This is a genomic window from Streptomyces marispadix (assembly GCF_022524345.1).
GTDB classification, from domain to species: Bacteria; Actinomycetota; Actinomycetes; order Streptomycetales; family Streptomycetaceae; genus Streptomyces; species Streptomyces marispadix.
In genome coordinates this window covers 1,969,167-1,995,652 of record NZ_JAKWJU010000002.1, presented here as the reverse complement: position 1 = coordinate 1,995,652, position 26,486 = coordinate 1,969,167, and the positions used below count along the sequence as shown (strand labels likewise).

Annotated in this window: 22 protein-coding genes and 1 tRNA gene; 10 read left to right on the top strand and 13 right to left on the bottom strand. The window is 70.8% G+C overall.

All coding sequences use genetic code 11. The annotated features are described in order from the left end of the window. The first annotated feature begins 188 nt into the window (after positions 1-188). A complete protein-coding gene (locus MMA15_RS08490; protein WP_372498327.1) occupies positions 189-1,202 on the top strand; it encodes a spermidine synthase in 1,014 nt (337 codons plus the stop codon). Positions 1,203-1,388: 186 nt separating this feature from the next. Here the strand turns inward: MMA15_RS08490 and MMA15_RS08485 are convergent, their stop codons facing one another. Then, a complete protein-coding gene (locus tag MMA15_RS08485; protein ID WP_241058519.1) occupies positions 1,389-1,937 on the bottom strand; it encodes a hypothetical protein in 549 nt (182 codons plus the stop codon). Between the two features lie 59 nt (positions 1,938-1,996). On the opposite strand from MMA15_RS08485, the gene MMA15_RS08480 reads away from it, so the two are divergent. The 4 genes from MMA15_RS08480 (at position 1,997) to MMA15_RS08465 (ending at position 6,423) form a co-directional block, all read left to right on the top strand. Beyond that, a complete protein-coding gene (locus tag MMA15_RS08480) occupies positions 1,997-2,713 on the top strand; it encodes a response regulator transcription factor (RefSeq protein WP_241058518.1) in 717 nt (238 codons plus the stop codon). 37 nt (positions 2,714-2,750) lie between these two features. Further along, on the top strand, positions 2,751-4,202 hold the full coding sequence (locus MMA15_RS08475) for a HAMP domain-containing sensor histidine kinase (protein ID WP_241058517.1): 1,452 nt from the start codon (positions 2,751-2,753) through the stop codon (positions 4,200-4,202). A 295-nt stretch (positions 4,203-4,497) separates the two neighbouring features. Continuing rightward, positions 4,498-5,547 (top strand): chitinase, encoded by a 1,050-nt coding sequence (locus MMA15_RS08470; RefSeq protein WP_308290526.1) that lies wholly within the window; start codon positions 4,498-4,500, stop codon positions 5,545-5,547. A gap of 270 nt (positions 5,548-5,817) precedes the next feature. Continuing rightward, positions 5,818-6,423 (top strand): M23 family metallopeptidase, encoded by a 606-nt coding sequence (locus tag MMA15_RS08465; RefSeq protein WP_241058516.1) that lies wholly within the window; start codon positions 5,818-5,820, stop codon positions 6,421-6,423. Positions 6,424-6,735: 312 nt separating this feature from the next. Here MMA15_RS08465 and MMA15_RS08460 read toward each other — a convergent pair whose 3' ends face one another. After that, positions 6,736-7,530 carry a DUF6069 family protein gene (locus tag MMA15_RS08460; RefSeq protein WP_241058515.1) on the bottom strand — a complete coding sequence of 265 codons (795 nt, stop codon included), beginning with the start codon at positions 7,528-7,530 and terminating at the stop codon, positions 6,736-6,738. Positions 7,531-7,821: 291 nt separating this feature from the next. On the opposite strand from MMA15_RS08460, the gene MMA15_RS08455 reads away from it, so the two are divergent. Beyond that, positions 7,822-8,025 carry a hypothetical protein gene (locus tag MMA15_RS08455; protein ID WP_241058514.1) on the top strand — a complete coding sequence of 68 codons (204 nt, stop codon included), beginning with the start codon at positions 7,822-7,824 and terminating at the stop codon, positions 8,023-8,025. Between the two features lie 125 nt (positions 8,026-8,150). On the opposite strand, the gene MMA15_RS08450 is transcribed toward MMA15_RS08455, so the two are convergent. The 4 genes from MMA15_RS08450 to MMA15_RS08435 all read right to left on the bottom strand — a co-directional run bounded on the left by MMA15_RS08450 (position 8,151) and on the right by MMA15_RS08435 (position 11,378). Further along, positions 8,151-8,223: transfer RNA gene (locus MMA15_RS08450), tRNA-His, on the bottom strand. Positions 8,224-8,437: 214 nt separating this feature from the next. Beyond that, positions 8,438-9,043, bottom strand: a complete 606-nt coding sequence (orn, locus tag MMA15_RS08445) for an oligoribonuclease (protein ID WP_241058513.1) — start codon at positions 9,041-9,043, stop codon at positions 8,438-8,440. A gap of 24 nt (positions 9,044-9,067) precedes the next feature. Then, a complete protein-coding gene (locus MMA15_RS08440; protein WP_241058512.1) occupies positions 9,068-10,447 on the bottom strand; it encodes a helix-turn-helix domain-containing protein in 1,380 nt (459 codons plus the stop codon). A gap of 403 nt (positions 10,448-10,850) precedes the next feature. Then, complete coding sequence (locus tag MMA15_RS08435; protein ID WP_241058511.1) at positions 10,851-11,378, bottom strand: hypothetical protein; 528 nt, start codon at positions 11,376-11,378, stop codon at positions 10,851-10,853. A gap of 329 nt (positions 11,379-11,707) precedes the next feature. Here MMA15_RS08435 and MMA15_RS08430 point away from each other — a divergent pair, with 329 nt between their 5' ends. Next, entirely contained in the window at positions 11,708-12,229 is a 522-nt protein-coding gene (locus MMA15_RS08430; RefSeq protein ID WP_184773353.1) for a universal stress protein, read from the top strand. A gap of 377 nt (positions 12,230-12,606) precedes the next feature. Here the strand turns inward: MMA15_RS08430 and glmS are convergent, their stop codons facing one another. Both glmS and MMA15_RS08420 read right to left on the bottom strand, forming a co-directional pair. Further along, a complete protein-coding gene (gene glmS, locus MMA15_RS08425) occupies positions 12,607-14,433 on the bottom strand; it encodes a glutamine--fructose-6-phosphate transaminase (isomerizing) (protein ID WP_241058510.1) in 1,827 nt (608 codons plus the stop codon). Positions 14,434-14,605: 172 nt separating this feature from the next. Then, a complete protein-coding gene (locus MMA15_RS08420) occupies positions 14,606-14,884 on the bottom strand; it encodes a hypothetical protein (RefSeq protein WP_241058509.1) in 279 nt (92 codons plus the stop codon). A 329-nt stretch (positions 14,885-15,213) separates the two neighbouring features. Between MMA15_RS08420 and MMA15_RS08415 the strand changes: the two genes are divergently transcribed. After that, complete coding sequence (locus tag MMA15_RS08415) at positions 15,214-16,974, top strand: beta-N-acetylhexosaminidase (RefSeq protein ID WP_241058508.1); 1,761 nt, start codon at positions 15,214-15,216, stop codon at positions 16,972-16,974. A 117-nt stretch (positions 16,975-17,091) separates the two neighbouring features. On the opposite strand, the gene MMA15_RS08410 is transcribed toward MMA15_RS08415, so the two are convergent. The 5 genes from MMA15_RS08410 to MMA15_RS08390 are packed head-to-tail and all read right to left on the bottom strand — an operon-like array spanning position 17,092 to position 24,052. Beyond that, positions 17,092-18,090: a DUF4429 domain-containing protein gene (locus MMA15_RS08410; RefSeq protein ID WP_241058507.1), complete on the bottom strand. Its 999-nt coding sequence runs from the start codon at positions 18,088-18,090 to the stop codon at positions 17,092-17,094. A gap of 7 nt (positions 18,091-18,097) precedes the next feature. Then, positions 18,098-19,261, bottom strand: a complete 1,164-nt coding sequence (locus MMA15_RS08405; protein WP_241063086.1) for an acyl-CoA dehydrogenase family protein — start codon at positions 19,259-19,261, stop codon at positions 18,098-18,100. A 5-nt stretch (positions 19,262-19,266) separates the two neighbouring features. Next, positions 19,267-20,247, bottom strand: a complete 981-nt coding sequence (locus tag MMA15_RS08400; RefSeq protein ID WP_241058506.1) for a hydroxymethylglutaryl-CoA lyase — start codon at positions 20,245-20,247, stop codon at positions 19,267-19,269. Next, a complete protein-coding gene (locus tag MMA15_RS08395) occupies positions 20,244-22,418 on the bottom strand; it encodes an acetyl/propionyl/methylcrotonyl-CoA carboxylase subunit alpha (RefSeq protein WP_241063085.1) in 2,175 nt (724 codons plus the stop codon). Before MMA15_RS08395 ends, MMA15_RS08400 begins: the two co-directional genes overlap by 4 nt. 41 nt (positions 22,419-22,459) lie before the next feature. Then, entirely contained in the window at positions 22,460-24,052 is a 1,593-nt protein-coding gene (locus MMA15_RS08390; RefSeq protein ID WP_241058505.1) for a carboxyl transferase domain-containing protein, read from the bottom strand. A 388-nt stretch (positions 24,053-24,440) separates the two neighbouring features. Between MMA15_RS08390 and MMA15_RS08385 the strand changes: the two genes are divergently transcribed. Together MMA15_RS08385 and MMA15_RS08380 are read left to right on the top strand one after the other, a co-directional pair. Next, the gene (locus MMA15_RS08385) at positions 24,441-25,166 is read left to right on the top strand and encodes an SACE_7040 family transcriptional regulator (RefSeq protein WP_241058504.1); all 726 of its coding nucleotides are present in this window, start codon (positions 24,441-24,443) and stop codon (positions 25,164-25,166) included. 151 nt (positions 25,167-25,317) lie between these two features. Beyond that, entirely contained in the window at positions 25,318-26,475 is a 1,158-nt protein-coding gene (locus MMA15_RS08380) for an acyl-CoA dehydrogenase family protein (protein ID WP_241058503.1), read from the top strand. The last annotated feature ends 11 nt before the right edge of the window (positions 26,476-26,486 follow it).

Genomic DNA, 26,486 nt, shown 5'->3' with positions numbered 1-26,486 from the left:
GGGTGTCAGTGAGAGTGTCAGCGATCCGGCCGGAGTGAGTGATCCGGTGGGGGTGAGGTCCGGCTGCTGCGGCCCGGCGGCTGTGAGCGTCCCGGCGGTTTTGGGGCCCGTACGGCCCCGCATTCCGTACGCGGGTGCCCGCTGCCGCCGCGAGCTGCGGTGACCGGGCCTTCGGCGATACTGGACGGGTGGCGAAGGGCGGCAGACGGCGCGGCGGCGCCAAGGACGGACGCGCAAACGACGGACACGGCGGCAGCGGAAGCCGGGGCCCGGAGGACGGTGCGTCCCGGGGCAGAGGCCGCCGCGCCGCACGGGAGGCGCTGAGCGCGAGAGTCGAGGGCGGCACCGCCGAACTCGTCCCCGATCCCGACCGCTTGAGGGCCTGGTCGCTGCTGGTGGAGGGCGCACCGCAGTCGTACGTCGACCTCGACGACCCCTCCCGCCTGGGCTTCGAGTACCAGCGCCGACTCGGTCACGTCGTCGATCTCGTGGCACCGGCCGGGCGTCCGCTGCAAGTGCTGCATCTGGGCGGCGGTGCGCTGACCCTGGCGCGCTATGTCGCGGCCATCCGTCCCCGTTCCGTGCAGCAGGTCTTCGAGAAGGACACCGCGCTGTCCCAATGGGTGCGCGGCGAACTGCCGTTGGAGCGGGGCTGGCGCGTCCGGGTACGCGGCGGTGACGCACGGGAGGGCCTGGGCAGGCTTCCGTCGCGGTGGGCCGACCTCGTCATCGGCGACGTCTTCACGGGTGCCCGAACGCCCGCACATCTGACGAGCGTCGAATTCCTGCACGAGGTACGGCGTGTGCTGCGCCCCGGCGGTACGTACGCGGCGAACATCGCGGACGGGCCCGGAGGCGGCGAGGGCGGCGGCGCGCGTCCGGGGCCGCACCGTCCGGCCGGTGCCAGGCGCCCGCTGGACCACCTCCGTTCCCAAGTCGCCACCGCAGCCGAGGCGTTCGGCACCCTCGTCCTTGTCGCCGACCCGGCGATGCTGCGCGGCAGGCGCTTCAGCAACGCCGTGCTCGTCGCCACCGACGGTGACTTCCCGGCGGCGGAGCTGTCCGCGCGATGTGCGGGCGACCCGTATCCGGCGCGTGTGGAGTCCGGGAAGGCCCTGGCCGCCTTCACCGGGGGAGCGCGGCCGGTGACCGATGCCACGGCGCGGCCGTCGCCGAAGCCTCCGGACGGCGTCTTCCGCTGAGTCGAAGGGCGGCGCGGTCCGCCCGCGAGCGGCCGCCGGGACCCGGGGTGGACGGCCGAACTCGCCGACGCGGCAGCGGAGTTCGAGCATGCAAGCCGAGCATCGCAGCCGAGCAAGGAAGCCGAGCAAGAAGGAACACTGAGGGGCGTGGTCCGGTGTCCGGCGAGCGGGAGCGCCCCCGGGGCCTCAGCCGTTGTCGTAGGACTCGATGCGCGGCGGTGCGCCGTCCCAGCGGCAGAAGATCGACGAGGACGCGCCGTCCTTGGAGAAGGTCACCCGGATCCAGGTGGTGTCCTTCCAGACCTGGGTGTCCCAGCCGTCGTTGGGCGTCGCTGAGACCAGCGTCGCGTAGTCGTCACGCATGTCGAAGACCGCACGGCCGCCTGCGACGCTGGCACCGCGCACCCTGCCGGAGTCGCGTGGTTCGCTCGGCTCCGGCTCGGACGGCGGCCTCGTGGTGCGTTCGCCGCCGGGGTCGGGTGCGGATTTCGTAGGCCGGGGCTTCTCCGGAACGGACGGGCCCGTCTTGGTGGGTGACGGAGTCGGTTCCGGTTGCTGCGGCGACGGCGAGCCGGGACCGGTCGTCGTGGGGGCGCCGTCGGCGATGGGCAGGGAACGAGGGGGGTCGTACTCGGTGCCCGCGAGGACCGTGTGAACCCCGAACCAGGAAAGTGTCACCGCGGCGCTTGTGGCCGATGCCCAAGCCGCCGCATGCACAAACGCTCGTCGTCCCATCCCTGTCACCATAGCTGCAACCTGCTCACTCGCGTCTCGGTATGGACTAACGTGCCCACATGGCCCGTGTGCTCGTGGTCGAGGACGACCAGTTCGTACGTTCCGCCCTCATCCGGCACCTCAAGGACGCCTCGCATGTCGTGCGCAGCGTCGGCACCGCACTGGAGGCGTTGCGCGAAGTCGCCCAGTACGGATTCGACGTCGTGATCCTCGACTTGGGCCTTCCGGATCTGGACGGCGCGGAGGCGCTGAAGATGCTGCGCGGCATCACCGACGTCCCTGTGATCATCGCCACCGCCCGCGACAACGAGAACGAGATCGTCCGGCTGCTCAACGACGGCGCGGACGACTATCTCGTCAAACCCTTCTCGGTGGAGCACCTTTCGGCCCGTATGTCCGCGGTGCTGCGCCGTGCGCACGGCGGTGCGTCCGGAGGCGGAGGCAGCGGCACCGTCACCGAGCGGGTGCTGAAGGTCGGCGGTCTCGCGATCGATCCGCTGCGGCGGCAGGCGGAGCTGGACGGCGTGGTGCTGGACCTGACCCGCCGGGAGTTCGACCTGCTGGCCTTCCTCGCCGGAAGACCCGGAGTGGTCGTCGCGCGCAAGGAGCTGCTGGCCGAGGTGTGGCAGCAGTCCTACGGCGACGATCAGACGATCGACGTCCACCTCTCCTGGCTGCGGCGGAAGTTGGGCGAGACAGCGGCCCGGCCCCGCTATCTGCACACCATCCGCGGTGTCGGGGTGAAGCTGGAGGCGCCGGGGGAAGCGCGGCCGTGAGCTCGACGACTGCGGCCGTGAGAAAGGAAATACGGGCATGAGATGGGCACTGGTGAAGGTGTGCCTCGCCGTGACGGTCATGGTGGTGATCGCCTTCGCCGTGCCCCTGGGGCTGGTCGTGAAGGAGACGGCCCGGGACAGGGCGTTCTCCAACGCCGAGCGCCAGGCCGCCACCGTAGGCCCGGTACTGGCGATCACCACCGACCGGCAGCAGCTTGAGAAGGCCGTGGTCAGCACCGAGGCGGGCGGAGAGGGGCGGCTCGCGGTGCACGTGCCGCGGGCGTCCGGGCCCTCGTCGTCGAAAGCGGGGCGTGCCGCCGGGCCGGACAGCGCCGTCGAGGTCGGCAGACAGCGGGCCACGCAGGAGCAGTTGGCGACGGCGCGCCGCCAGGGCCGCGCCTCCACCGTGACGGTGCCCGGCGGCTACACGCTGCTGCGGCCGACGGCCGTCGCCAGCGGCGAGTTCGCCGTCGTCGAGGTCTTCATCCCGAACGACGAGGTCACCCACAACGTCACCACGTCCTGGCTCATCCTCGCCGGGGTCGGCATCGCGCTGATCCTCGGCTCGGTGGCCGTCGCCGACCGGCTGGGCTCCATGATGGTGCGGCCCGCGGGACGGCTGGCCGCCGCCGCGCACTCCCTCGGCGAGGGCAAGCTGGGCGTGCGGGTGCCGGAGGACGGGCCGAGCGAACTGCGCTCCGCCGCCGTCGCGTTCAACGCCATGGCCGACCAGGTCGTACAACTGCTGGCGAACGAGCGGGAGTTGGCGGCCGACCTGTCGCACCGGCTGCGTACGCCGCTGACCGTGCTGCGCCTGAACGCCGCCTCGCTGGGCGACGGCGACGCCGCCGAGCACACCCGTGAGGCCGTGGCCAAGCTGGAGAGCGAGGTCGACCACATCATCAGCACCGCCCGCGAGCAGCGCGAGCAGCGGGCCCAGACGACGGGCAATCTGGAGTCCGCGGCCTGCGACGCGGCGGAGGTGATACGCGAACGGATGGCCTTCTGGTCGGCGCTCGCGGAGGACGAGGGCCGCGAGGCGCGGCTGGCCGGAGTGGAGCGACCCGTCCGGGTGCCCGTCGCCCGCAGCGAGTTCGCCGCGGCGCTGGACGCGATGCTCGGCAACGTCTTCCGGCACACGCCGGAGGGCACCGCTTTCTCCGTGGACGTCCACCACGGCGGCCCGGCCAGCAACTCGGTGATCGTGCTGGTCTCCGACGCGGGCCCCGGCATCGCCGACCCGGACGCGGCGCTGCGCCGGGGCCACGGCGACGGCAAGCCGGGCTCGACGGGGCTGGGCCTGGACATCGTGCGGAGAGTCGCGGAGTCCACCGGCGGCGACGTACGCATCGGCCCCTCGGTCCTCGGGGGTACCGAGATACGGGTGTGGCTGACGCTGGACGGCGGTGAGGCGGAACGCCGTCGCCGTGGCCGCCGCCGCACGGACCGCGAACGCCGCACGCGCAGGCCGCCGTTGCGCCGCCGCTGAGGGACGTACGCGGGCAAGTGCGAGCGCCGTAGCCCGTGTTCGCCGACGCGGTGGACGCGCGGGCTTCTGTTCCCCGACGCGTGGGCGCGTCCGGTGCGCGCGGTTCACCCGTGCCATGCGGCGCCACCGCACCACAGAGCCTTGAGAGCGTTTCCATAACCGGACCATTGCGCTCCCTTAAGTGCGGCCTAAGTATTTCAACTGCCGTCCGTAACAAGTGAATTGTCCGACTCGGCCTCGCTAGCTTGCTGCTGGTCCGCACCAATCACCCCCCACCGGATGAGGCATCGAGACGATGACGAACACCCCTGAAGCGCAGCCCGCCCGGACGAGCCGCCGAGTGAAGCTCGTGGCCGCCGCCGCCGCGGCGGTGACGGTGGCCGGCGCCGCCTTCGCGCTCGCCGGTAACGCGAGCGCCGGCGAGGAGCACACGGGCGGCGAGGCCAAGGCGAAGGCCGCCGGCGGCTTCGCGCCGTACGTCGACACCTCCCTCCAGCCCTCCTACGACCTGCTCAAGAGCTCGGAGAAGACCGGGGTGAAGGAGTTCAACCTGGCCTTCATCACCTCCGGCGGCGACTGCGCCCCGAAGTGGGGCGGCACCGAGGACCTCGGCGCCAACGCCGTCGCCAAGCAGATCGAGGACTTCCGCGCCAAGGGCGGAGACGTGCGGGTCTCCTTCGGCGGCGCGAACGGCCAGGAGCTCGCCCTTGCCTGCAACTCCGCCGACCAGCTCGCGGAGGCGTACGGAAAGGTCGTCGAGGCGTTCGCCCTCAAGAAGGTCGACTTCGACATCGAGGGGTCGACGCTTCCCAACACCGAGGCCAACACCCGCCGCGCGCAGGCCATCACCAAGCTCCAGGAGAAGCACAAGGACCTGGACGTCTCCTTCACTCTGCCCGTGCTCCCCGAGGGCCTGACGCAGGACGGCACCGGCCTGCTGGAGAACGCCAAGAAGAACGGCGTGAAGGTCTCGGCGGTCAACATCATGGCCATGGACTACGGCCCCAAGTACGACGGCGACATGGGCAAGTACGCCATCGACGCCGCCACCGCCACGCAGAAGCAGGTCAAGTCGTCCCTGGGCATCGACGACGACGCCAAGGCGTGGAACACCGTCGCCGTCACGCCGATGATCGGCGTCAACGACGTCAACGTCGAGGTCTTCAAGACGGACGACGCCGCCGAGGTGAAGAAGTTCGCCGACGAGAAGAAGCTGGCCTGGCTGTCGATGTGGTCCGCCACGAGGGACAAGGCATGCCCCGGCGGCCCCAAGGACCAGGCCGACCCGACCTGTTCGAGCATCGAGCAGGAGGCGGACGCCTTCGCCAAGGGCTTCACCGGCTGACGTCCGCTCCATGCCGGCCGCCGCACGACGGCCGGCCCCGGACCAGGGTGGGGCGCAGCACCCTTCCCCCCACACCCCGCTGCGCCCCACTCCTCTTTCCCAAGGTCCGGTTCCGTCGCGTACGGGGCACCGCCCAGGTGAGGGTCCTGGCGGTGTCCCGTACGTGCGCGACGGGGGCCTCCCCCCTGAGGGTGACAGAGCGCAGTGCACGTCACCCCACCGGACAACTCCCGGGTGCGGGCCCCGGCACGCTGACCTTTGCTGCGAGGTATGACATCTCAGACGCGGCGTGAACCGGGCATCGTCCGGAGGATATTGACCGGCGGACTCGCGGCGGCCGTCTCCATATGCGGCTTCGCCGGTTCGGCATCGCTGAACAGCAGGCCGCACAACCTGGCACCGGCGGCGGACGACATGGGCCGCCAGGGCAAGGGCCAGGAACGGCAGACCCTCAGCAGACGCGCCCCTTCCTATTCCCGCCCCATAAGCGCGGCGGTGCGCATCTCCGAACGGTGGGGAGTGCCAGGAAGCTGGGCCGCAGGGCATCACACGGGCGTCGACTTCGCAGCCGCTCCAGGCACCACCGTCCGCTCCGTCGGCACCGGCAGGGTGGAACTCGCCGGAGAGGCAGGCGCATACGGCAACGCCGTGATCGTCCACATGAAGGACGGCAAGCACGTCCTCTTCGCGCACCTGTCGAAGATCACCGTACGGCCGGGCCGCACGGTGCGCGCGAACACCGTCGTCGGCGAATCCGGCAACACCGGCCGCTCGACCGGCCCGCATCTGCACTTCGAGGTACGCAAAGAGCGGGGCTACGGCACCGAGGTCGACCCCGTCACCTATCTCGCCCGCCACGGCGTCCGCATCGCATAGCGGCCTCGGGGGCTTGGGGTTCGGGAGTCCGGGCGTTCGGAGTCCCGGGGTTCGGAGCCGGAGGTTTGCAGTCCTGAGCCTTGGGGTGGTTCTTCGGCCCATCGAGCCCCAGGTCCCGGCCCCACGCGGCATGAGGCCCCCACCGGCGAGGCGCCCCGGTGGGGGCCTCGGAGTTGAACTGCGGGAGCCATGAACTGCGGGAGCGGGAACGGCCGTTCGCCCAGCTCGGTCGTTTCGGCGCCGGCCCGCTTGTTCGCGGGTGTCTCAGCTTCGCGGGTCGCTCGGCTTCGCGGTTGCTCGGCGGTGGCCCGCTCAGCGCCCGCCGCCCGCGGTGGCCCGTTCGTCCGTACGGTCGCCCATCGCGGTGCGGGCGACCGTCGCCAGCAGGGTGCCGATGACGACGCCGATCACGAGGTAGACGCCCGCGGTGCCCGCCTTCGCCTCCCAGCTCGCCTCCGAGGTGAACGGCAGGAGCATCACGGCAGCAGTGCCCAGCGCGATGATCCACCCGAGGAAGCGTCCGGGCTGCGGAGTGGCGAGCATCAGCAGATGCAGCACGGCCGTGGCCGCCAGTGCGGCGAGGGCGGAGCCCAGGGCGAGTTGGGCGGTGGAGGCGGGCTCCATCGTGCCCTCCTGCTCGGGGGCGAAGACGGGGATGTCCAGCACGCCGCGTACGAGCAGCAGCGCTACCGCGGCAGCCAGCGCCGCCACCAGCGCCACGACGACACCGCCCGCCCACAGGCGCGCGTATCTGACGCGCCGGGGACGGCCGGGCGGCCGGTCGTGGTCGTAGCCGTTGGTCCGCTTCTCCGGTACGTACGGTCCTGGACGGCCGTACGGGTCCGGGCTGCGGGCGGCGAAGCCCTGCCCGGCCCCCGGCAGAGACGGCTCGAAGGGTTCGAAGGGCTCGAAGGGCTCCGACGGGCCGCTTGCCCCCGATGCCCCGGACCCTTCCTGCCCCGGACCCTCTCCCCGCCCGGGGCCATGTCCTTTGCGCGGGCCTTCACCGGGACCCCCGCCGGGCCCCTGCTCCGGTCCCTGCCCGCCGGGCCGCCCGTGTCGGCTGCGAGGGTCCTGAGGGCCGTTCGGGTCGTGTGGACCTGCCATGGCTATCGATCCTCTCCCTGGGCCTCCCCGGACCGCCGTCCGCTCCCACCAGGCTCGTCCCGGCCCGCGGCCCCCGCATCCCCAGCGCGGCGCCGCTCACCCACGCGGCCGTACGACGATCTCTCCCGCCCGCATCACCGCGAACCTCCGCCCCGCGCACGCCCGTTGAGAGCGGCCTGAACGGTACGAGCCGCCCGCAGGCTCCAAGAAGAGGGGCGGGACGGCAGGGCGGCACCACCCGCAGGGACGGCCCGGGGTGCGCCGGGCTCCCGCCGGACGCAGGCTGTTCCCATGGCCGCGCCGATCGTCGTGCACCCGCCGTCGCCGTCGGGCGGACGTCGCGTGACCGCGAACGGCCGCATCCTCGGCCTCGCTCACGACCTGCGCGACCTCGCGGAATTCCTCCGCCGTGTCGGCATGGACCCCGAGGAAGTGCGCTTCGACGATCCGGAGTTGATCGAGTGGCGCCGTGGCGGTCCCGACGTATGGGACTGACGCAGGGGGCGGGGGGACCGAGGCCCGGCGACTCCCGTTCCCGGCTCCGACCCGTGACCGGCGACCCCTCGGACGTGAAAAAGGCCCCCGCCCGGTCTTCCCAGGTGAGGGCCTTGATCATCGAGGGTGAATGACGGGACTTGAACCCGCGACATCCTGGACCACAACCAGGTGCTCTACCAGCTGAGCTACATCCACCACGGCCGACTCGCTCTTCCGTCCGGCCGAGAAAGAGTGTACAGGGTGCGCCGGGGTGCTCGCGCCCGGGTTCCGGCGGGGCCGGACCGCCCCGCCGCCTCAGCAGCGTCCCGTGTGAGCGTCCCTGAAGGCTTCAGACAGTGCCTTCGGACACAGCCTTCGGACAGTGCTTCCCATACGAGGCTTCCCACACGCGGCCCTCAGCCCGCGGCCCTCATGCCGTGGGCGGCAGCACGTGCTTCGCCGCGATCTTCTTCGCGGTCTCCGAGTCCGGCCCGGGGGCGGGCACGAACACCGCCTCCCGGTAGTAGCGCAGCTCGGCGATCGACTCCCGGATGTCCGCGAGGGCGCGGTGATTGCCGTTCTTCTGCGGGCTGTTGAAGTACGCACGCGGATACCAGCGGCGGGACAGCTCCTTTATCGAGGAGACGTCCACGATGCGGTAGTGCAGGTGGGCCTCCAGGTCCGCCATGTCGCGGGCGAGGAAGCCGCGGTCGGTGGCGACCGAGTTTCCGCACAGCGGGGCCTTGCCCGCCTCGGGCGCGTACTTCCGTACATAGGCGAGGACTTGGGCCTCCGCGTCGGCGAGCGTCGTACCGTCGTCCAGCTCGTCCAGCAGGCCCGAAGAGGTGTGCATCTCGCGTACGACGTCCGGCATGGAGGCCAGCGCACGTGCCGGAGGGCGGATCACGACGTCGACGCCCTCCCCGAGTACGTTCAGCTCGGAGTCGGTGACCAGGGCGGCCACCTCGACGAGCGCGTCGTCCGTCAGCGAGAGGCCCGTCATCTCGCAGTCGATCCACACCATGCGGTCATTCATGCGCTTCACCCTACGTCCACAACGTCAGCCGCGGCCCCGCTGGCCGGGCACTCTCGGAGCCCAGGCGTCCGACTCCGGCTTGCCGGGCTCCACGCCGTCGTGGCGCGAGTCGCGGTGGGCTCTCGCGGCGTCACGCAGATCGCGCGGTGCGTAAGGGCCCGCCGCGTGCAGCATGCCGTGGTCGCCGCCGGCGCCGTCGCCGTGGCCGCCGCCCGGTACCCCTGAACCCGGCGTGGGGGCGCCGCCGTGAACCCCCGGGTCGCCCTGTCCGCCGTGGACGCCCGGTGTGCCGGTACGGCCGCCGCCGTCACTGCCGCCGGAGCCGCCCGGTCCCGACTCGTCGTCGCCGCTGCCGCCGTCGGGCCGCCGCACCCGGTACGCCGCCCGGTACGCGGCCGGCGACGAGCCGAGCTGACGCCGGAAGTGCCCGCGCAGCGCCACCGGCGAACGGAAGCCGCAGCGGCCCGCGACCTCGTCGACCGAGTAGTCGGACGTCTCCAGCAGCCGCTGCGCCTGGAGCACCCGCTGCGTGATCAGCCACTGGAGCGGAGCGCTGCCCGTAAGGGAGCGGAAGCGCCGGTCGAAGGTTCTGCGCGACATATAGGCACGCGCCGCCAGGGTCTCCACGTCGAACTGCTCGTGCAGATGCTCCAGCGCCCACGCGACGACCTCGGCGAGCGGGTCCGCGCCCATCTCCTCGGGTAAAGAGCGGTCCAGATGACGGGGGTGACCTCCGCTCTCCGCCCCGCTGCCGCGCCGGGGCGGTACCACCAGGCGGCGGGCGAGAGCGCCTGCCGCTTCGGTCCCGTGGTCGTTGCGTACGACGTGCAGGCAAAGATCGATGCCCGCGGCCGTGCCGGCGGAGGTGAGGATGTCGCCGTCGTCCACGAAGAGTTCGCGGGGGTCGACGTGGACGGACGGGTAGCGCTTGGCGAGCGTCGGCGCGTACATCCAGTGGGTCGTCGCGGGCCGCCCGTCCAGCAGCCCGGCCGCGGCGAGCACGAAGGCCCCCGTGCAGAGCCCCACCAGGCGCGCCCCCTCCTCGTGCGCCCTGCGCAGTGCGTCCAGCGCGGCTGCCGGCGGTGGCTGGGTGATGGATCTCCATGCCGGGACTACGACGGTCCCCGCACGCGAAAGGGCGTCGAGCCCGTAGGGAGCGCTCAGTTGGAGCCCGCCGGTCGTACGCAGCGGCCCGTCCTCCCCCGCACACACCAGAAGCCGATAGCGGGGGACCCCTGCGTCCTGGCGGTCGATGCCGAAGACGGAGAGCGGTATGGAGCTCTCGAAAATGGGTCCGCCGCTGAAGAGCAGCACCGCCACGATCTCTCGGCGCCGCCGTGCGGCCAGCTTGCGGGTCGTCGCCGGGCCGTTCGTCGAGTCCTGATGGCTCTTTGGAACGCTCACCGGAAGTCAGCCCCCCTCAATCGTCGCGTCCTCTCGGTCCTGCACGTCTCCCCCGCGGCGATAGCCAAGATCGAATCTACTGTGTCGGACGATGCCGTCGGGACAAGTTCGACACTCGACGCTATGTCGACAAGGCAACTTGGCGTGAAGCATTCGATCACGAAGCGTTCCATTCGGTGCAGCCACTGGGAAGTGCGCATGCCGTCCCTGCCCCGCCGCCGTAGGAGCCACACGTGCCCGTCGGTCCTTTCCTCGCAGGTGGCGAGGGGTGGCGAAGTTGGGTTCTCAACTTCCTTTACCTGCAACGAGATTGGCCGAAAAACAAGGGGGCCGCACGTGGAATTCGGACACCTTGTGAGGACGCGCTCCCATGAACCGGCGTACGCCGGTGTGAATTCGGCCGCTATGGCTGTCCGGGGCCGCTCCAGTGTCGTCCGCCCCTGTGAAGACCCGTTCCCGTACGGCTGTGACGGCCCCTATGCGGACCCGGCTTCACGGGGGCGAATCCCGACGGGCCCTGCTGTGCGTACCCCTCTCCTGACAGGTGGAGCAGTACCGCACACGCGCCGGTGAGGGCCACCAGCCCGGCGGCGGCGCCGAACACGGTGAGAAGCGGAACGCCGCAGAGCAGCAGTGTCAGCGGTACGAGCGCACAACTCACGGCGCCCCAGCGGATGAGGCCGGAAGCCGCCGCCGAGGCACGCGCAGCGCTCTCCGCGTCCGGGTCAGGGGTGGGCGCGACATACCAAGTGTCCGTGAATGCGTCGTCCGGCGGGTCGTCGCGGACGACGGGGCGCACGGTGGGGCGCATGTTGGCACGGGCATCGCGCACATCGCGCACGGCGCCGCGCAGATCGAAGCGGAGAGCGGGGGGCGGCGGCTGAAGCCGGCGACGACGGCCGCTTCCCTGCCGCCAGTTCTCGACAGGCACGCCCTGATAACGCGTCGTCGAACGGAAGGCAACTCTCCGTATCCATATGCCCGTCGGGGTAAGGGGTGAAGCGGGGCGTTGCGTGATGCCGCTCCCTCAGGCATGCTCCAGGGTCAGCCTGTCGCGGTAAGCGCCTCCCAGCGCCCTGGGCAAGGGGGGAGTCTGGTCGTACCCTTACGGGTAAGAGGCTGAAGAGGACCCCTCGATGGGATCTTTGGCCGGATCCTTTCAGGGTGCTCGACGCCCCTCAGCATCCTCGCTTCCGTACGGGAAGCGCACAGCCAACCGCCGCTCCCTCCGCACAGAGGACTCCCTTCGCCGAGACACTGATGGCCGGACACGAGATCCCCGAACCAGCGGACCGCAAGCAGGTCGCCGATCCGAGTGCGACCGATGAAGCGGCGGAAGAGGCACGCCACAGTTGCGATCCGGCTTTCCAGCACGGTGTCGTCGTGGGCTTCGACGGCTCGATGTCGAGCGAGCGTGCCCTCGCCTATGCGATCGGCATGGCCTACAGGTCGGGCTCGGGCCTGATCATCGTCCATGTGGCCAACAGGCTTCCGACGACGGTCTGGGCGGGCTGCGAGCCTCCCGTCTTCGTGGACGTTCCCGATCACCGCACCGAGGTGCTGGGTCTCGAACTCGCCTGTGCCGAGCACCTCGCGGAGGTCCCGTGGATCCTCGTCGAGCGCGGTGGCGACATCTGCCACGAACTCGAGGAAGTGGGGCACGAATACGAGGCCGACGCCATCGTCGTCGGCTCGACTCACGGGCTGGCGGGACGCATCTTCGGCTCGGTGGCGGGGCGGCTGGCGCGGCGCGCTGAGCGTCCAGTCGTGGTGATCCCGTAACGGCCCATCCGTCCCACGCTCCCCAACGGCCCCGTGAGCGGGGCGAGTTGGTTTTTACATCCAACGCTGAATCTTCTCGGCGTCGCATGTGGATTGTGCGCTTGTGAGGGGCATATAGGGGGCACGAGACAACCGAGGCTTGGAAGGCACGCTGTCGCACGGGAGGTGACGGTCCCGTGGGACGGCACCTGCCGGCGTTATGGGCGACGCCGGCAAGGGGAGGCGGAATCCCGCGTGGTTGGTGGCCCGCGCGGGATTCCGCCCGCCGCCCTCTCCGTCCCGGCTTACGGGCCGTCAGCGGAGGCCCCATAAGCGGAGGCGGCCCGTAAGCAGGGGCGGGCGTAGGGCAGTTGGCCCCGGCCGCTACCCGGCCGCCGCTACTCGACCGTCACGGACTTCGCCAGATTCCGGGGCTTGTCGATGTCGCGGCCCAGCGCCAACGCCGTGTGGTAGGCGAGCAGTTGCAGCGGAATCCCCATCAGCACCGGGTCCAGCTCGACCTCGTTGCGCGGCACGAGGATCGTGTGGTCCGCCTTCTCCTGCTCCTGGTGCGCCACCGCGAGGATTTTGCCGCTGCGGGCCTTGATCTCCTCCAGCGTCGCCCGGTTCTTGTCGAGGAGTTCGTCGTCCGGGAGGATCGCCACGGTCGGCACGGCGGGCTCGATCAGCGCCAGCGGACCGTGCTTCAGCTCCGAGGCGGGATAGGCCTCGGCGTGGATGTACGAGACCTCCTTGAGCTTCAACGACGCCTCGCGCGCCACCGGATAGCCACGCACACGCCCGACGAACATCATGCTCTTCGCCCGCGCGTAGTCCTCCGCGAGCTTCTTGATGTCGTCCTCCGCGCGCATGATCTCGTCGATCTGCTCCGGCAGCCGCCGCAGACCCTCGATGATCCGCTTCCCGTCGGCCACCGACAGGTCGCGGATGCGGCCGAGATGCAGCGCGAGCAGCGCGAACGCCACTGCCGTGTTGGTGAAGCACTTGGTCGAGACGACGCAGACCTCCGGCCCGGCGTGCACGTACACACCGCCGTCCGTCTCACGTGCGATCGCGGAGCCGACGACGTTCACCACGCCCAGCACGCGGGCGCCCTTGCGCTTCAGCTCCTGTACGGCGGCGAGGGTGTCGTAGGTCTCGCCGGACTGGCTGACCGCGATGTAGAGGGTGTCCGGGTCGACGACGGCGTTGCGGTAGCGGAACTCGCTGGCGGGCTCCGCGTCCGCGGGCACCCGCGCCAGCTCCTCGATCATCTGCGCGCCGATCATGCCCGCGTGGTACGCCGAGCCGCAGCCGAGGATCTTCACCCGGCGCATGCTGCGTGCCTCGCGTGCGTCGAGGTTGAGGCCGCCGAGGTGGACGGTCGCGAACCGCTCGTCGATGCGTCCTCGCAGCACCCGGTCGACCGCGTCGGCCTGTTCGGCGATCTCCTTGTGCATGTAGGTGTCGTGGCCGCCCATGTCGTAGGACTCGGCGGCCCATTCGACGGTCTCGGGCGAGGTCGAGGTGCGCGAGCCCTCGGTGGTGTACGTGCGGTAGTCGTCGGCCTTGATGGTGGCCATCTCGCCGTCGTCGAGGGTGACGACCTGGCGGGTGTGGGAGACGAGCGCGGCGACGTCGGAGGCGACGAACATCTCGTGCTCGCCGATGCCGAGCACCACGGGAGAGCCGTTGCGGGCGACGACGATGCGGTCGGGGAAGTCGGCGTGCAGCACCGCGATCCCGTAGGTGCCCTCGACCATGCGCAGCGCCTCCTGCACCTTCGCCTCCAGGCGCTCGGCCTGAGCGCGGGCGATGAGGTGGCTGAGGACCTCGGTGTCGGTCTCGGAGACGAACGCGACGCCGTCGGCGGTGAGTTTGGCGCGCAGCTCCGAGGCGTTGTCGATGATGCCGTTGTGTACGACGGCGACTTTCTCGTCGCGGTCCAGGTGCGGGTGGGCGTTGACGTCGTTGGGGGCGCCGTGTGTGGCCCAGCGGGTGTGGGCGATGCCGGTGGTCCCGGCGAAGCGCGCGGGGACCCGCTCCTCCAGATCGCGGACGCGTCCCTTGGTCTTGGCCGTCTTCAGGCCCGCGTTCTTGCCCGTACCGCTGCTGTGGATGGCGATGCCGGCGGAGTCGTATCCCCGGTACTCCAGCCGCTGAAGACCCTCCAGCAGTAGCGGGGCAACCTCGCGCTGGCCGATATATCCCACGATTCCGCACATATTGGCTGTTGCCTCTCCTCGTCGGTTGCCACTTGGTGGTGGGTGGTCGTCGTTTCTGTTGTGTGCCGGGGCGGCCGTTGCGAGCCGGTACGAAACCGGCGCTGCCGGGATCGCGAGTGGCCGGTCGCCGATGAGGGTCAGCCGGACCGGCGGTCGAACGGGCCGCCGGCCGTCATCCGTAGACGATGCGGCGGAGCTGCCGCAGCGACAGCCCCGGGGGCGCCACCGCGCGATGCGGCAGCTCGGACGAGATGCGCTCGAAGATCTGCTGGTTGTTCTTCCCCCTGGACCGCAGTTCGCGGTGGCGGCGGCGTACGAACTCCTCGGTCGTCTCGTCGAAGTACGCCAGGACGTCCCAGACGATCCGGGCCGCCTCACCGCGCTGGAGCGGTGTCGTGCGGACCAGATGATCGATGAGGTCGTCGTGGACAGTCGTACGCACTTCGAGCACACCTTGATATTGGGGGCTCGGGGCGAGGAACGCAAGAAACCTGCCCGATATCGGGCACGCGTGTCGAATATAACTCGGGGTGATGCCTTGGTGGCACATCGCTTTCGGGGTGCGGAGGTACGGGCGGGAGGAACGGGCCGACCGCGAGCGGGAGTTGGGGGCGGAGCGGGCGGGGCGGCCGGTCTCCGGTGCTGTGGCGGTGTCCGGTGCCGGGACGGGGCGCCGCGAGGGGGCAGGGAGCGGGCGGCGAGTGGTCTACACCTTGACCGGGGGTGAGCGGCGCGATACACGTGTCTCCGTTCGTCTGCTCCATGTACATGCCCAGGTTCATGTCCCATGCACGAAGTCCACGGAAGGGACCGCTCGTGAGACGAATCCGGCCGCTGCTGCTGTGCGCCGCCCTCCTCGCCACCGTTCTCCCAGGTTCTCTCACGACTCCGGCCGCGGCTGCGACGGGGGCGGAGGAAAAGGCGGGGGAGCCCGCCCCGCTGGACAGTGTGATTCCCGCGCCCCGGTCCGTACGCAAGGGCGGCGAGCCGTTCACCATCGACGAGCGGACCGTGATCCGCGTGGCCGGTTCGCCGGAGGGAGCGTCAGGAGGGACGTCCGGGGACGCGCGCCGCGTCGCCGGCCGACTGGCGGCGCTGCTGCGCCCGTCCACCGGATTCCCGCTGCCGGTCACCACCCGTCCGGGGTCCGACGGCATCGTGCTGCGGCTGGAGGGCGGCAAGTCCGGCGGGCAGGGAGACTCGGGCAAGCCGGGTGAGTCTGAAAGGGCCGCCGGCACAGGCGAGTTGAGCGAGTCCGCCGATGAGGGCGAGTCGCCGGTCGGTGCCGAGGGCTATCGGCTGAACGTCTCCCCGCGGGCCGCCGTGATCAGCGCCCCCACCGGCACGGGCCTCTTCCACGGCATGCAGACCCTCCGTCAACTCCTGCCGCCCCGGGTCGAGTCGGACACGGAGCAGCCCGGGCCGTGGCAGGTGGCGGGCGGCACGATCACCGACCGGCCGCGCTACGCCTACCGCGGCGCGATGCTCGACGTCTCACGGCACTTCTTCAGTGTCGGCGAGGTCAAGCGCTACATCGACCAGCTCGCCATGTACAAGGTCAACAAGCTGCATCTGCATCTCTCCGACGACCAGGGCTGGCGCATCGCCATCGACTCCTGGCCGAGGCTCGCGTCGTACGGCGGTGGCACCGAGGTCGGCGGCGGCCCGGGCGGGCACTACACCAAGGCCGACTACCGGGAGATTGTGCGCTACGCCGCCGAGCACGAGCTGACCGTCGTGCCGGAGATCGACATGCCGGGGCACACCAACGCCGCGCTCGCCTCCTACGCGAAGCTCAACTGCGACGGCGTCGCCCCTCCCCGCTACACCGGCACCGACGTCGGGTTCAGCTCGCTGTGCGTACCGCTCGACGTGACATACGACTTCGTCGACGACGTGGTGCGTGAACTGGCCGCGATGACCCCCGGCCCTTATCTGCACATCGGCGGCGACGAGGCGCACTCCACCAGCCACGAGGACTACGTCGCCTTCATGGAACGCGCGCAGAAGACCGTCGCCGAGTACGGGAAGACAGTGATCGGCTGGCATCAGCTCACAGGAGCGAAGCCCGCCGAGGGCGCGGTGGCGCAGTACTGGGGAACGAGCGGAGCCGAGGACGAGCCCGAGGTCGTGGAGGCCGCGAAGAACGGGACGCGGCTGATCCTCTCCCCGGCGAACCGCGCCTATCTCGACATGCAGTACAACGAGGACACCCCGCTGGGGCTGCACTGGGCCGGATATGTCGAGGCCGAGCAGTCCTACGACTGGGACCCCGGCAGCTATATCAAGGGCGCACCCGACGGGTCCGTGCTCGGGGTCGAGGCGCCGCTGTGGTCGGAGACGCTGGAGAAGAGCGAGCACATCGAGTTCATGGCGTTCCCACGTCTGCCGGGCATCGCGGAGCTGGGCTGGTCGCCCGCGTCGAAACTGGGCTGGGACGGCTATCGGGAGCGGCTGGCCCAACAGGGGCCGCGCTGGGAGCGGTTGGGCATGTCGTACTGGCGGTCGCCGCAGGTGCCGTGGCCTGACGGGGCGAAGTGACGGGGGCGACGTAAGCGTGTGAGATCAGCGCCACGAACCGGCGGGGACCGTGCCCGGCGCCGGGGGACACGGCACCCCTGGCGCCAGGGGACACGGCACCCCTGGCGCCACCCCTGGTCAGAAGCGGTCGATGACCGCCTTCTTGGCAGTGGCGAACTCCTCGTCGGTGAGGACCCCTTCGCGATGCAGCTCGCCGAGTTCGCGCAGGCGGCGCAGCAGTTCGTCATGATCGGCGGGGGCTTCCGCGGGAGGCGCGGAGCCCGCCGTCCCCGGAGTTGTTCCGGCGGGACCGGCGGGCCCTTCGCCTCCGCCCTTGGTGAGGGAGGGGCCAAGGGCTGCGTGCGCGGCGGAGTCTGAGTCCGCAGCCGGGTCCGCGCCCGGGGCGGCGCCCGCTTCCGGCCGTGCGCCGGCCGGATGAGGCAGCCGGGCCGTCACCGCGGCGGCCAGCAGCACCGAGCCGCCCGTCTCCCGCGCCTGCCGTACGCCCCACAGCAGAAGACAGTTGGGGTCGTGCTCCGGCTTCACGACGGGATGCCTCCCCTTGGGAAGGAATCGCAGCGAGCCGTTCTCCCAGCCCGCCGCCGGTGTCCACTCCACTCCGTCCAGCTCGGCCAGGGCGTAATCACGGGCGCCCGCCTGGGACTTGATCTCCGCCGCCATCCAGTTCCATCTGAGCTGGACGCGTTCGCCGTCGAAGGAGACCGTGCCGTCCGTCCCCGCCGCGGTCAGCGGAACGGCCGGGCCCGGCAGCAGATAGCGGTCGCAGGGAGTGTCCGGGACTTCTTCCAGCAGCAGCGCACGGCGGAGTTCCTCCGTGAAGTACTCCGCCACGCCCTCCCGGTCCTGTTCCACCGCGAGTTGGTACGGATCCGACGCGTCGGGCAGCCGCCCTGCCGCGATCTGTGTGAGCGGGTCGGCGCCTTCACGAAGCCGCAGCCTGAGGCGGCCGCCCTTGCGGCCCGCCTCATAGGCGACGCCCGCGATCGCCGTGAGCGGGACCGTCACCTCGCCGAGCCCTTTACGCAGCGGGTGCACCTGCTTGCCGGTGGCGGGGACGATACGCACGGCCTCACCGTCGAACGTCCAAGTCCCGCTGCGCTGGATGATCTCGGCCATGCTGCGATTATCCGACGCCCAGCTCCCTGGCCACCAGCATCCGCTGAACCTCGCTCGTACCCTCGCCGATCTCGAGGATCTTGGAGTCGCGCCACATCCGGGCCACCGGGTATTCGTTCATGAAGCCGTAGCCGCCGTGGATCTGGGTGGCCTCACGGGCGTTGGTGACGGCGATCTCCGAGGAGTAGAGCTTCGCCAGCGCCGCCTGCTTCTTGAACGGTTCGCCCAGGAGCAGCCGGGAGGCCGCGTCGCGCCAGGCGACGCGTGCCGTGTGCGCACGCATCTCCATGTCGGCCAGCTTGAACTGGATCGCCTGGTTGGCGCCGATCGGCTTCCCGAACGCGAGCCGGGTGTTGGCGTAGGAGATGGATTCGTCGACGCAGCCTTGTGCCAGGCCCGTGGCCAGCGCCGAGATCGCGATTCTTCCCTCGTCGAGGGTGCGCAGGAACTGGGCGTAGCCGCGGCCCTCTTCGCCGAGGAGGTTCGCCGCGGGCACCCTTACGTCGGAGAAGGACAGCTCACGGGTGTCCGAGGCGTTCCAGCCGACCTTCGAGTACGGGGCGGCGACGGTGAAGCCGGGGGTGCCGGAGGGCACGATGATCGTGGAGATCCGCGGTGAACCGTCGTCCTTGCGCCCCGTGACGGCTGTGACGGTGACCAAACCGGTGATGTCCGTACCGGAGTTGGTGATGAAGCACTTCGAGCCGTTGATCACCCACTCGCCGGTCTTCTCGTCCCGTTCCGCGGTGGTGCGGGTGCCGCCCGCGTCGGAGCCGCACTCCGGCTCGGTCAGGCCGAACGCGCCCAGCATCTCCCCGGAGCACAGCCGGGGAAGCCACTCGCGCTTCTGCTCCTCGGTGCCGTAGCGGAAGACGGGCATGGCGCCGAGGGAGACTCCGGCCTCCAGGGTGATGGCCACCGAGGAGTCGACGCGGGCAAGCTCCTCCAGGGCGAGGCAGAGCGCCAGATAGTCGCCGCCCATGCCGCCGTACTCCTCGGGGAAGGGCAGCCCGAACAGGCCCATCTCCCCCATCTGGCGCACGATTTCGTAAGGGAACTCGTGCCGCTCGTAGTACTCGCCGATCTTCGGGGCGACGACCTTCTGTGCGAACTCCTCGACAGTGCGGCGGAGTTCCTCGTGCTCGGCGGAGAGGCGGTGGTCGAGAGACATGATGGTCACTGCTCCTTGTGGGAGTTGGGACGGGAGCCGGCACCGCTGTCCGCGCCGGTGAGCGCGCGCACGGTGCGCGAGGGGCTGGGGCGTCCCAGCCGGTCCGCCATCCAGCCGCTTGTGGCCGTGAGGCGGGCGAGGTCGACCCCGGTCTCGATGCCCAGGCCCTGAAGCATCCAGACGAGGTCCTCGGTGGCGAGATTTCCGGTGGCGCTCTTCGCGTACGGGCAGCCGCCGAGGCCGCCCGCGGAGGCGTCGACCGTGGTCACGCCGTGCCGTAGCGCGGTGAGGGTGTTGGAGAGCGCCTGGCCATAGGTGTCGTGGAAGTGGACCGCGGTGCGGGCCACCGGGACCTCCGCGTCCGCCAACTCGCGCAGCAGTGCCGCGACATGGCCGGGTGTGGCCACGCCGATGGTGTCGCCGAGGCTCAGCTCGTCACAGCCCATGTCCAGCAGCGCGCGGCAGACCCGTACGACCTGGGCCGTGGGCACCGCGCCCTCCCATGGGTCGCCGAAGCACATCGACACATAGCCGCGCACCCACTGCTCCTCGGCCTTGGCGCGGGTGACCACGGGCTCGAACATGGCCAGGGACTCGTCCAGCGAACGATTGAGATTGGCCCTCGCGAAGGACTCGGTGGCGCTGGCGAATACGGCGATGTGGCGGCAGCCGTGTGCTACCGCGCGATCCAGGCCGCGTGAGTTGGGCACCAGGACCGGGAGCCTCAGATCGCCGGGCAGATCGGCGAGGAGCGGCATCAGCTCCTCCGCGTCCGCGAGTTGGGGCACCCACTTGGGATGCACGAAGCTCGTCGCCTCGACGGTCTCCAGCCCCGCCCGGTGCAGCCGGTGGATGAACTCGGACTTCACCTCTGCCGGCACCGTGGACTGTTCGTTCTGGAGGCCGTCGCGCGGGCCGACCTCGTGGATACGCACCCGGGGCGGAAGGCCCTCGTCGGTGAACCGCATGGGCAGGCCCTCGATCATGCCTCCGCCTCCGTCTCCGCCCGCTGGCCCTGCTGGCCCTGGGCGCCGCCGTCCGCCTCGGGGTGCGGCTCGACGACGGCGAGCACCTGGTCCATCGCGACCGTGCTTCCCGCGGTGACGTCCAGCTCCGTGACAGTGCCGTCGTAGGGGGCGGTGATGACGTGCTCCATCTTCATCGCCTCCACGACGAGCAGGCTCTGGCCCGCGGTGACCTTCTCCCCGGTGGTGGCCTTCACCACGGTGACCGTGCCCGGCATGGGTGCCGTCAGGGCGTCGCCGCCGTGTGCTCCGGCGGCGCCCCGCAGCGCCGCGGCCACCGGATCGTGGTCCTGTATGTGCCAGCCGTCGCCGTCGCGGCCCAGCCAGTGGCCCGCGCCGGAGACGGCGTGTGCCAGACGCACGGTCATCCCGCCCCATTCGACGAGCAGTTGATGAGCGGCGCCGCCGTCGCCGGGCCGCGCCTCGTGCGAAAGCCGCGCCGTGCGGGGTTCGCCGTCGCCGATGCGCACCTGTGCGTGGGACCCCTGATCCCTTACTCGTACGGCGACCGGATCGTGGCCCGGTGCACGCAAGTGGTGCACCGTCCAGGCCGGTTCGCCGCCCAGGCGCCAGCCCGACGGCACCGAGAAGGGGTCGGTCCAGCCTCCGGAGCCTCCCTGGGCCGGGGTCTCAGGCGCCAGTGCCCGCTGGCGCAGCAGTGCCGCCGCCGCATAGACCTCTTCGGGAATCCGGCGTGGCACCAGCGATGCCGCCGCACGCTCCACCAGCCCGGTGTCGAGTTCGCCCGCGGCCACCTCCGGGTGGGCCAACAACCGCCGCAGGAAACCCGTGTTGGTCTCCACGCCCAGGACCACCGTCTCCGCCAGTGCGGCGCGGAGCCTGCGCAGTGCGGTGGGCCGGTCGGGGCCGTGGGCGATGACCTTCGCGAGCATCGGGTCGTATGAGGTGCCGACCTCTGTGCCGGGCAGCAGCCCCGAGTCCGTACGTACATCACGGCTCTCGGGCTCCCGCAGCAGCACCACGGTGCCCGCCGACGGCAGGAAGTCGACCCTGCCGCCCTCGGCATCCGGTGAGCCGCCCGCACGTGAGGCGCCCTGGGGGAGCAGCGCCGTCTCGGCGCAGATGCGCGCCTCGATCGCGTGTCCGCTCAGGGAGACGCCGGACTGGTCGAAGGGCAGCGACTCGCCCGCGGCGACCCGCAGTTGCCACTCGACCAGGTCGACGCCCGTGATCATCTCCGTCACCGGATGCTCGACCTGGAGACGGGTGTTCATCTCCATGAAGTAGTACGGACGGGCGGCGCCGTCTTCGCCCGGTCCGGAGGGCTCCCCGCCGGGGACGATGAACTCGACCGTGCCCGCACCGCGGTATCCGCAGGAGCGCGCGGCCTCCACGGCTGCCTCGCCCATCGCGGCACGGGTCGCCTCGTCCAGCAGCGGGCTCGGCGCCTCCTCGATGATCTTCTGATGGCGGCGCTGCAACGAACACTCGCGCTCGCCCAGGTGCACGACGCTTCCATGGCCGTCGGCGAGCACCTGGATCTCGATATGGCGGGGGGAGTCGATCCAGCGCTCGACCAACAGCGTGTCGTCGCCGAACGAGCCGAGAGCCTCGCGCCTCGCGGCGGCGATCTCGTCGGCGAGCGCCGCCTCGTCCCGCACCAGCCGCATGCCCTTGCCGCCGCCCCCGGCGGACGGCTTCAGCAGCACCGGCATGCCGATCTCCCGTGCGGCGGCGGCCAGTTGAGCGTCGTCGAGGCCCGAGCCGGACGATCCGGGCACCACCGGCACGCCCGCCGCCCGCACCGTCTTCTTGGCGCGGATCTTGTCGCCCATCAGCTCGATCGCGGAGGCGGGAGGGCCGACGAAGACCAGCCCCGCGTCCGAACAGGCCTGTGCGAAGGCGGCGTTCTCCGCCAGGAAGCCGTACCCCGGGTGCACCGCCTGTGCGCCGCTGAGGGCTGCCGCCTCCAGCAGCCGCTCTGCCGACAGATAGCTCTGCGCCGCCTGCGCGGGCCCGATGCGTACCGCCTTGTCGGCCTCCCGCACATGGCGGGCGTCGGCGTCCGCGTCGCTGTAGACCGCGACCGAGGTGATGCCGAGCTGACGCAGGGTGCGGATCACCCGCACCGCGATCTCGCCGCGGTTGGCCACAAGCACGGTGTCGAACATCGTCACGTCACATCCTTCACGATGCAGCCCCTCACAACCGGTCACATCCGGAAGACGCCGAAGGCGGGGCCTGCCGAATCCTTCGCAGGCAGCGGAGCGTTGGCGCACGCGGTGAGCGCGAGGCCCAGCACCGTCCGCGTCTCCAGCGGGTCGATCACCCCGTCGTCCCAGAGTCTGGCCGTCGCGTAGTAGGCATTGCCCTGAGCCTCGTACTGCGCGCGCACCGGGGCGCGGAACTCCGCTTCCTCTTCGGCGCTCCACTCCTCGCCGCGCGCCTCCAACTGGTCGCGCTTGACGGTCGCCAGCACCGCCGCGGCCTGCTCGCCGCCCATCACCGAGATCTTGGCGTTGGGCCACATCCACAGGAAGCGGGGACTGTACGCCCGGCCGCACATCGAGTAGTTGCCCGCGCCGTACGAACCGCCTATGACGACCGTCAGCTTCGGCACCCTCGTACACGCCACGGCCGTCACCATCTTGGCGCCGTGCTTGGCGATGCCGCCCGCCTCGTAGTCACGCCCGACCATGAAGCCGGAGATGTTCTGGAGGAACAGCAGCGGGATGCCGCGCTGGTCGCACAGCTCGATGAAGTGGGCGCCCTTCTGGGCGGATTCGGAGAAGAGGATGCCGTTGTTGGCGACGACGCCGACGGGATGGCCGTGGATCCGGGCGAACCCGGTGACCAGCGTCGTCCCGAACTCGGCCTTGAACTCCTGGAAACGGGAGCCGTCCACCACGCGGGCGATCACCTCACGCACGTCGTACGGAGTGCGCGAATCGACCGGCACCGCGCCGTAGAGCCCCGCCGGGTCGACCGCCGGCGGCTCCGGGGCCCTCACGGACCAGGGCAGCGGTCCCCGCTCGGGGAGTGTGGAGGCGATGTGCCGGACGATGCGCAGCGCATGGGCGTCGTCCTCGGCGAGATGGTCCGTCACACCGGAGACCTTGCTGTGGACCTCGCCGCCGCCCAGCTCCTCGGCGGTGACGACCTCTCCCGTGGCCGCCTTCACCAGCGGCGGGCCGCCGAGGAAGATCGTGCCCTGATCGCGCACGATCACCGCTTCGTCGCTCATCGCGGGCACATACGCGCCGCCCGCCGTGCACGAGCCCAGCACCGCCGCGATCTGCGGGATGCCCGCGCCCGACATGCGCGCCTGGTTGTAGAAGATCCGGCCGAAGTGCTCACGGTCGGGGAAGACGTCGTCCTGCATCGGCAGGAACGCGCCGCCCGAGTCGACGAGATAGACGCACGGCAGCCCGTTCTCCAGGGCGATCTCCTGAGCGCGGAGATGCTTCTTCACCGTCATCGGGTAGTACGTGCCGCCCTTGACGGTGGCGTCGTTCGCCACGACGACGACCTCGCGTCCCGAGACCCTCCCGATCCCGGCGATCACACCTGCCGCGGGCGCCGCACCGTCGTACATCCCCTCCGCCGCGAGCGGCGCGATCTCAAGGAAGGGCGACCCCGGGTCGAGCAGGGTGTCGACGCGGTCGCGCGGCAGGAGCTTGCCGCGCGCCGTGTGCCGTGCGCGGGCGCGCTCTCCGCCGCCGAGCCGGGCCGCTGCCAGCTTCTCCCGAAGCTCGGCGGCCAGCTCGCGGTGCGCCGCCTCGTTCGCCCGGCAGTGCTCCGACATGGGGTCGACGGTGCTCACCAGCACGGGCGCCGTGCCCCCGGCCTCCGGGGCGGCCTCCCCCTCCCGGTGCCGCCTGCGGCTGCTCCTGCCTCACCTCGCGCCCCCTCGTCTGCGTCGTCTCCGACTCGCACAAGTCATGAACACCGGTCGTCGACGGCCGTGAACTCCCGTACCGCACAACGGACATGGACTCATTTCGGACTCGTCCACGGACGCCGCACGGCCGACGCGGCCAAGGCGGCCCGCCGGGCGCACCCGCCTTGAGCGAGTCGGCAACGTGCGCCCCGCCGGGTGTGCCCGAGGGCTGCGGACCGGCCAGCCGGTTAACGGCCATTAACCACCGTCCTCAAGGTTAACGCTCGCTAACCCTCCTGTCTAGAATGAATCCATGAGCACGCAGACGGGGCCCGCCCCCACCCGCCGCGAGCAGATCCTGCGGGAGGCTGCCCGTCTCTTCGCCGAGCGCGGCTTCCACGGCGTCGGCGTCGACGAGATAGGGGCCGCGGTGGGCATCAGCGGCCCCGGTCTCTACCGCCACTTCGCCGGCAAGGACGCCATGCTCGCCGAGCTTCTCGTCGGCATCAGCGAGCGGCTGCACGAAGGCGGCCGCATGCGGGTCGAGGAGTCGGCCGCCGCCGGGCTCGCCCCGGAGGCCGCACTCGACGCGCTGATCGCCGGGCACATCGACTTCGCCCTCGACGACCGCCCGTTGATCACGCTCCACGACCGCGAGCTGGACAGGCTGCGCGAGAGCGACCGCAAGCAGGTGCGCAAGCTCCAGCGGCAGTACGTGGAGCTGTGGGTCGACGCCGTGCGCGCCCTCTATCCGGAGCTGACCTCGCTGGAGGCCCGCGTCGCCGTGCACACGGTCTTCGGGCTGCTCAACTCCACGCCCCATCTGAGCGGTTCGTCGGCCCTGCCCGACCGCGAGACGACTGCCGCGCTGCTGCACCGGCTGGCGCGTGGCGCCCTCGCCGCGGCGCCCGCGGGCTCCGCTCCGCCCGGCTCCGCGCCTCCCTCGGACGCGGCCCGTTCCGATGGAGACACCCGAGGACGTATCGATGGAAGCGGAACCGGAAATACCGCAGGTACCAACTCTGGACAGCGAAGCTGACTCCTGGGTAGCTTGTTGACTGAGCAAGCGCTTAGCCATGCCGGGTCGCCGTCCGTACGCGTCCGGCACTGCCGGTGTCCGTACGGGCTCGGTTCCGGCCCGGCGCGGGCGAGAGAGCGGGACTCGAGCGGGAGATGAGGAGGGCGTGCCGGTGCGACGCACGGTGTTCGGCGAGGATCACGAGGCGTTCCGTCAGACCATCCGGGACTTCATCCAGGCAGAGGTCGTGCCCCACTACCCGGAGTGGGCCGAACAGGGCTATGTCCCGAGGGACTTCTACAAGAAACTCGGCGAACTGGGCGTCTTCGGCATCGAGGTGCCGGAGGAGTACGGCGGCGCGGGGGAGAACAGCTTCAAGTTCAACGCGGTGATCACCGAGGAGTGCGCGCGTGCCGGCGTCAGCTTCGGCGGCTCCAGCGTGCACACGGCGCTGTGCCTCCCGTACATCCTCAAGTACGGGAACGAGGAGCAGAAGCGGCGCTGGCTGCCCTCCTTCGTCTCCGGCGACATGATGACCGCCATCGCCATGACCGAGCCCGGCACCGGCTCCGACCTCGCGGGCATGAAGACCACGGCCCGGCTGTCGGAGGACGGCAAGCACTATGTGCTCAACGGCGCCAAGACCTTCATCACCGGCGGCGTGCAGGCCGACCGCGTGCTGGTGTGCTGCCGTACGTCGCCGCCCGACCCGGAGGACCGCCGCAGCGGGATATCCATACTCGTCGTGGACGCCGAGAGCGAGGGCTACGCGGTCGGCAGGAAGCTCGACAAGCTGGGCCTGCGTGCCTCCGACACGGCCGAACTGTCCTTCACCGACGTCAAGGTGCCGGTCGAGGACATGCTCGGCGAGCCGGGCAAGGCGTTCACCTACCTCACGCACAATCTGCCGCAGGAGCGTCTGGGCATCGCCATCGGCGCGTACGCCATGTCGGCCGCGGCGGTGCGGTTCGCGCAGGAGTACGTGCAGGAGCGCACGGTCTTCGGGCGCGAGGTGTCCTCGTTCCAGAACACCAAGTTCGTACTGGCCGACTGCAAGGCGGACGTCGACGCGATGCAGGCCGTCTGCGACCGCGCGCTGGAGGCGCTGGACGCGGACGAGCTGACGGCGGCCGACGCCGCCTCGGCGAAGCTGTTCACCACCGAGCTGGCGGCCCGCGTCATCGACAAGTGCCTCCAGTTGCACGGCGGTTACGGATACATGCTGGAGTACCCGATCGCGAGCCTGTACGCGGACACCCGGGTCTCGCGGATCTACGGCGGCACGAGCGAGGTCATGCGCTCGATCGTGGCCAAGTCGATGGGCCTGTGACGGCCGTGAGC